The 5,819-nt window shown below is 71.6% G+C and carries 4 protein-coding genes and 1 pseudogene; 4 read left to right on the forward strand and 1 reads right to left on the reverse strand.

Going from position 1 to position 5,819, the window contains the following annotated elements:
* The 4 genes and pseudogenes from Q0L15_RS11135 to zwf all read left to right on the forward strand — a co-directional run.
* Positions 1-896: pseudogene (locus Q0L15_RS11135) on the forward strand (chorismate-binding protein); the annotation flags it as partial.
* A 129-nt stretch (positions 897-1,025) separates the two neighbouring features.
* Positions 1,026-1,577: an aminodeoxychorismate/anthranilate synthase component II gene (locus tag Q0L15_RS11140; protein ID WP_296604372.1), complete on the forward strand. Its 552-nt coding sequence runs from the start codon at positions 1,026-1,028 to the stop codon at positions 1,575-1,577.
* Positions 1,574-2,866, forward strand: a complete 1,293-nt coding sequence (locus Q0L15_RS11145) for an anthranilate synthase component I family protein (protein ID WP_296604374.1) — start codon at positions 1,574-1,576, stop codon at positions 2,864-2,866. Before Q0L15_RS11140 ends, Q0L15_RS11145 begins: the two co-directional genes overlap by 4 nt.
* A 30-nt stretch (positions 2,867-2,896) precedes the next feature.
* Positions 2,897-4,345 carry a glucose-6-phosphate dehydrogenase gene (zwf, locus tag Q0L15_RS11150; RefSeq protein WP_296604376.1) on the forward strand — a complete coding sequence of 483 codons (1,449 nt, stop codon included), beginning with the start codon at positions 2,897-2,899 and terminating at the stop codon, positions 4,343-4,345.
* 111 nt (positions 4,346-4,456) lie between these two features.
* Here the strand turns inward: zwf and rocD are convergent, their stop codons facing one another.
* A complete protein-coding gene (gene rocD / locus Q0L15_RS11155) occupies positions 4,457-5,698 on the reverse strand; it encodes an ornithine--oxo-acid transaminase (protein ID WP_296604377.1) in 1,242 nt (413 codons plus the stop codon).
* Between the last annotated feature and the right edge of the window lie 121 nt (positions 5,699-5,819).

Here is a 5,819-nt window from a genome sequence, read left to right on the forward strand (position 1 = left end):
GCCCGATCGTGATCCGTACGGCGGACGTCGACCTCGACGGCCGGCTCACCGTGACGGCCGGCGCGACGCTGGTGCGCGACTCCGATCCGGCGTGCGAGGTGGCCGAGACCCACGCCAAGGCGGGCGGCATCCTGAGCGCGTTCGGGCTGGTGCCTGCGGCGCCCACGCCGACGGTCAACATCGCCGAGCTCGTGAGCGACGAGGACGTGCTGCTCGCGCTCAACGCCCGCAACCAGCGGCTCAGCAGGTTCTGGCTCACCGACCAGGGCGGCTCACCGCCGGACCCGCGACTGGCCGGTCGCAGCGCGGTGATCCTCGACGGCGAGGACGACTTCGTGAACATGCTGCGCCACGTCCTCGGCGTGCTCGGCATGACGTCGACGGTCGTCCGGCACGAGGACTACGCCGCCGGCGTGCTCGACGGCTTCGACCTGGTGATCGTCGGGCCGGGCCCCGGCGACCCCCGCGACGACGCCGACGCCAAGATGGCCAACCTCAGGGCGGCGGTTGCGGAGCTGGCGGACGCGGGTCGGCCGTTCCTCGCGGTCTGCCTGGGGCACCAGGCGCTGTGCCACCACCTCGGCATCCCACTGACCTACAAGGACATCGTCTTCCAGGGCACCCAGTCGCCGGTCTCGATCGGTGGCCGCACCGAGCGGGTCGGCTTCTACAACACCTTCGTCGGGCGGCTCGCGGACGGCGCGGAGCCGCCCACGGGCGTCCAGGTGGAGGCGGATGTCCAGACCGGTGACATCCACCTCGTGCGCGGTCCGCACTACCGAGGCATCCAGTTCCACGCTGAATCGATCCTCACCGAGCACGGCTACGACCTGCTCCACCAGCTCGTCTCCGAGCTTCTCCTCGATGTGGGTTCCCTCGAGGCGACGGAGCGCTAGGCTTGTCGGCGTGACACGGCGGGAGACCCGCTCGTGGGCCCGGTGAAGACTGCCCCCCAGCTTCATCGGGCCCTTCCCGTTCCTGGGCCCGTTCCTGGGCCCGTCTCCGGGTCCGCTCCAGGGGCGCGCGTGGTCGTCGTCGACCACCACGACTCCTACACGTGGAACCTCGTGCACCTGGTCGCCGCCGTCACCGGCTCGCTCCCGGCCGTGGTCCAGCACGACGAAGTGTCCGTCGACGAGGTCCTCGCGTTCAGCCACGTGGTGCTCTCACCGGGGCCCGGCCACCCCGACGAGCCCGAGGACTTCGCGGTCGGCCGCGAGGTGCTGCGGAGGGCCACCCGCCCGGTGCTCGGGGTCTGCCTGGGTCTGCAGGGCCTGGTGACGACGTACGGCGGCACCGTCGGGCGGGTCGCGCCGGCCCATGGCGAGGTCGGGGCCATCGACCACGACGGGCGTGGGGTGTTCGCCGGGCTGCCGCAGGGCTTCGCGGCGGTGCGCTACCACTCGCTCGCGGCGCTGACGGTGCCCGACTGCCTGGAGGTCTCGGCCTGGTCCGAGGGGGTCGTGATGGGCGTGCGGCACCGGACGCTCCCGCTCGAGGGCGTGCAGTTCCATCCCGAGTCGGTCCTCTCCGAGCACGGCGCGCGCCTGGTCGCGACGTTCCTGGGGCTGCCGTGAGCACGGCGCTCGAGGTGTTCCGCGAGGTCGCGGCGGCGTACCCCCGCTGCTTCTGGCTCGACGGCGGGGGAGCGCGGGAGTGGTCGGGTGGACGCTCGACGATCGGCTGGCTGGAGCCCGACGACGCGTCGATCACCTATGACGCAGGGCGGCGCGAGGTGACCCGGCACGCTGGTGGGCGCTCGGAGGTGGTCGGCGACGACGTGTTCGCCGTGCTGGAGGCCGAGCTCGCCGCCGGCTCGCCCGAGGACCTCTGGGTGGGCTACCTCGGCTACGCCTGCCGACCGGACCTCCCCGCGACCACCGGGGGCGGGCTGCCCGACGCCGTCTGGATGCGGCCGAGTGGCGTCCGATACTTCGACCACGGACTCGTCGGGCAGTCCCGGCACTTGTCGGCCGAAGCTTCCCCCGACAAGTGCGGGTTTCCCCGGCCGGCCGGGGAAACCGTCCCCGCGGCCTACCGCGCCGCGTTCGACCGGGTCCAGGAGCAGCTGCGGGCGGGCAACACCTACGAGGTGAACCTGACCTACCGGCTCGAGGAGCGCAGCACGGCAGCGCCTGCGGAGGTCTACGAACGGCTGCGCGAGCTCAACCCCGCGCCGTACGCCGGCTTCGTCCAGCACGACGTCACCGACGTCGCGGGGGCGCGGGCGTGGCTGCTGAGCAGCAGCCCCGAGCGCTACGCCCGCATCGAGGCCGACCGGACCGTCGAGACCCGGCCGATCAAGGGCACGACGCCCCGGGGCGCCACGCCGGAGGAGGACGAGGCCCAGCGACGTCGGCTGGCCGAGGACGCCAAGTTCCGCGCCGAGAACCTGATGATCGTCGACCTCCTGCGCAACGACCTGTCGATGGTCTGCGCGCCCGGGACCGTCGAGGTGCCGGGCCTGATGGAGGTCGAGACCTACCCGAGCGTGCACCAGCTGGTGAGCACCGTCCGCGGCCGGTTGCGCGACGACGTCACGACCGTCGAGGCGGTGCGCGCGCTGTTCCCCGCCGGCTCGATGACCGGTGCGCCCAAGCTGCGCACGATGCAGGTGATCGAGGCGGTCGAGGACTCTCCCCGCGGTCCGTACGCCGGCGCGCTCGGCTGGATCGGTGCCGACGGCCGGGCCGACCTCGGCGTGGTGATCCGCAGCCCGACCACGGCCGGGGACGGCCGCTACGTGCTCGGCACCGGCGGCGGCATCACCGTGCGCTCCGAGGTCGCCGACGAGCACGCGGAGTCGGTGTGGAAGGCGGAGCGGCTGCTGGCCGCGCTGGAGCCGGCGGACCGACGCCAGGCGTAGGCCCTGGCCCGCGTGGTTACCCTCGAATCCATGGAGAACCCGCACGTCATCGTGCTCTTCGGGGCCACCGGGGACCTCTCGCGGCGCAAGCTCCTGCCGGGGCTGCTCCGCCTGTTCCAGGCAGGGCTGATCCAGGAGGCCCGCATCGTCGGCACCTCGCTCGAGGACATCGACACCGAGGCCTTCGTCAAGATCGCCCGGGTCGCGTGCGAGGAGTTCGGGCACTGCCCGCTCGACGGGCAGGCGTGGGAGCCGTTCGAGCAGATGCTGCGCTACGTGCCGCAGTCGGCGGGCCCGGCCGCACTGGCTGACGCCGTACGTCAGAGCCGCGCCGAGCTCGGCGCGCCGGAGCGCGACGTCGACATGCTCCACTACCTCAGCGTGCCGCCGAAGGCTGCGCTCGACGTCGTCCGCCAGCTCGACGAGGCGGGGCTGGTCGAGCACTCGCGGATCGTCATGGAGAAGCCCTTCGGCACCGACCTGGCCTCGGCGCAGAAGCTGAACGCGCGGCTGCACGAGGTCTTCGACGAGAGCCAGATCTTCCGCATCGACCACTTCCTCGGCAAGGAGGCGGCCCAGAACATCCTGGCGTTCCGCTTCGCCAACGGCCTCTTCGAGCCGATCTGGAACCGCAACTTCATCGACCACGTGCAGATCGACGTCCCCGAGACGCTCGGCCTCGAGGGCCGCACGAGGTTCTACGAGACCACCGGCGCCTACCGCGACATGGTCGTCACCCACCTCATGCAGGTGCTGGCGTTCATGGCGATGGAGCCGCCCACCTCGCTCGCCCCGGAGCCGATCGGCGAGGAGAAGCTCAAGGTGTTCCGCTCGATGCGTCCCATCGAGCCCCACAACGTCGTGCGCGGGCAGTACGCCGGCTACCGCGACCACCCCGAGGTCGCCGACGACTCCGACACCGAGACGTTCGTGGCGCTCAAGGTCGAGATCGACAACTGGCGCTGGGCCGGGGTGCCGTTCTTCCTGCGCACCGGCAAGAAGCTGGCCGAGGGCGCCCGGATCATCTCGATCGCGTTCAAGGAGCCGCCGCTGACGATGTTCCCGGCGGGCTCCAACGCCGGCACCCAGGGGCCGGACCACCTCACCTTCGACCTGGCCGACCAGTCCCGGATGTCGCTGTCGTTCTACGGCAAGCGCCCCGGACCCGGCATGAAGCTGGAGAAGGTGTCGATGCAGTTCGCGACCCACGACACGACCTCGTCGGACGGCGTGCTGGAGGCCTACGAGCGGCTCATCCACGACGCGATCCGTGGCGACCACACGCTGTTCACCACCGCCGACGGCATCGAGACGCTGTGGGAGAAGTCGATCCCGCTGCTGGAGAACCCGCCGCCGGTCCGCTCCTACGCGCCGGGCAGCTGGGGCCCCAACGCGATCCACCAGCTGATCGCCCCCCAGGCCTGGCGGCTGCCGTTCGAGCGGTCCTGGCGGGAGTCCAAGGACCCGTACGGCTCCTGATGCGCCGGTTGGTCGGTCTTTCAGTTCAATTGCGCGGCGAGGCACGCGTTACCGACGGGTAACCGGTGCTCAACCCAACAATTGAACGGACAGTCCCTCCCGATCCGCCCCCTAGCCCGAGCAGATCTCCGTGAAGGCGTTGACCAGCAGGTCGACGTCGTCCTCGGTGGCCACCAGCGGCGGGGCGAGCCGGACGGTCTGGCCGTGCGCCTCCTTGGCGAGGATGCCGTGCTCGAGCAGCCGCTCGGAGACGTCGCGGCCCGACGCCAGCTCCGGGCTGATGTCGACGCCGGCCCACAGGCCGCGGGTGCGCACCTCGTCGACGCCGTTGCCGACCAGCCCCTCGAGGCCCGAAGCCAGCCGGGCGCCCAGGTGGGCCGCGCGCTCCTGGAACTCACCGGTCTCGAGCATCGCCACGACCTCGCGACCGATCGCGGCCGCGAGCGGGTTGCCGCCGAACGTGGACCCGTGGGTCCCGGGGGTGATCACCGAGAGCACGTCGCCGTTCGCGGCGATCGCCGAGACGGGGTAGAGGCCGCCGCCCAGCGCCTTGCCGAGCACGTAGACGTCGGGGACGACGTCCTCGTGGTCGCACGCGAACGTGCGGCCGGTGCGGGCCAGGCCCGACTGGATCTCGTCGGCCATCATCAGCACGTCGGAGGCGTTGCACAGCGCGCGGACGCCCTGCAGGTAGCCCTCGGGCGGCACGATCACGCCGGCCTCGCCCTGCACCGGCTCGAGCAGGACGGCGGCGGTGGTCTCGTCGATCGCGGACTCGAGCGCCGCGAGGTCGCCGTACGGCACGAGCTTGAAGCCGGGCGTGTACGGCGCGTAGTGGGCCGTCGCCGCCGGGTCGTTGGAGAACGACACGATCGTGGTGGTGCGGCCGTGGAAGTTGCCCTCCATCGCGATGATCGTCGCCTGCTGCTCCGGGACACCCTTGACCAGGTAGGCCCACTTGCGGGCCACCTTGATCGCGGTCTCGACCGCCTCCGCGCCGGAGTTCATCGGCAGGATCATCTCCTTGCCGGTCAGCCCCGCGAGGTCGCGCGCGAACGGGCCGAGCTGGTCGTTGTAGAACGCCCGCGAGGTGAGCGTCAGGCGGCCCAGCTGCTCACGAGCCCGCTCGACCAGCCGCGGGTGTGAGTGGCCGAAGTTCAGCGCGCTGTAGCCCGCCAGGCAGTCCAGGTAGCGGCGCCCCTCGACGTCGGTGACCCAGGCGCCCTCGCCGCTGGCCAGCACCACTCGCAGCGGGTGGTAGTTGTGCGCCGCATAGGCCTCGGTGAGCTCGACGTGAGCCTGGGTGTCGTTGAGCGGGAGGATGGCCTCGGTGCGGTCGGTGGTGCCGGTCATGACCGCATCGTCTCACCCAGGCTCAGCGCGTCTCGCGTCGGCCGTCATCGGTGTAGGTGACCGAGCCGAGGTCGACGGTGCGGCGCGCGTTGGCCAGCGCGGCCACCATCACGGTGCCCAG

It is taken from the genome of Nocardioides sp., from assembly GCF_024509035.1.
Classification (GTDB): domain Bacteria; phylum Actinomycetota; class Actinomycetes; order Propionibacteriales; family Nocardioidaceae; genus Nocardioides.